Genomic DNA, 803 nt, shown 5'->3' with positions numbered 1-803 from the left:
AACTTCGTGTACGGCTACCACTACGACAGCCGCAAGCGGCTGAAAGAAAAGAAAGTCCCCGGCAAAGGCTGGGAATACCTGGTCTACAACAAGCTGGACCAGGTGGTGCTCAGCCAGGATGCCCTCCAGCGCAGCGCCGGGATCTGGCTGTTCACTAAGTACGACGCCATGGGCCGGGTCGTAATGAGCGGGGAAGTCACCCTTTCAGGAAACCAGCAGACCGTTCAGGCAGCCGTCAATGCCCAGACCGGCACCCTGTGGGAGAGCTACCAGGGCGGCAGCAGCAACTACGGCTACAGCAACCAGAGCTATCCGCAGACCATCGGGAAAGTCTATGCCGTAAACTATTACGACCGCTACGACTACCTTTCCCTGTCCGGCATCAACCCCAATACCAGCGTTTTTGCCGCCCCGCCTGCCAGCGTTGACACGATCTACCAGCAGCCCACCGGCCTTCAGACCGGCAGCCTGGTCAATGTCACCGGCAGCAGTATGTACCAGCTCACCGTCAGCCACTACGATCTGGACGGAAGAGAAGTGAAGACTATCCGCCAGCACAGCCAGGGCGGCAGTACCGCCCCCGGCAAATACGAGATCACCGAGAACCGTTACAGCTTCACCGGTCAGCTGGTTCAAAGCACCCAAAAGCACTACAATACCACCGGCCTTCAGTACAGCCAGACCTCGCAGTACAGCTACGACCACATGGGGCGCAAGCGGCAGCAAAGGCAAAGCATCACCGGCAGTGACGGAGTAACCGTATCCCGGGCCGTACCGGCCCAGTACGAATACAACGAACTGGG

1 pseudogene is annotated in these 803 nt (G+C 59.0%); it reads left to right on the top strand.

Annotated elements, in window-relative coordinates:
* Positions 1 to 803: pseudogene (locus DDR33_RS26225) on the top strand (hypothetical protein); the annotation flags it as partial.

This window comes from Pararcticibacter amylolyticus, from assembly GCF_003130405.1.
Taxonomy (GTDB): Bacteria; Bacteroidota; Bacteroidia; order Sphingobacteriales; family Sphingobacteriaceae; genus Arcticibacter; species Arcticibacter amylolyticus.
This window is presented reverse-complemented; position numbering and strand designations above follow the sequence as displayed.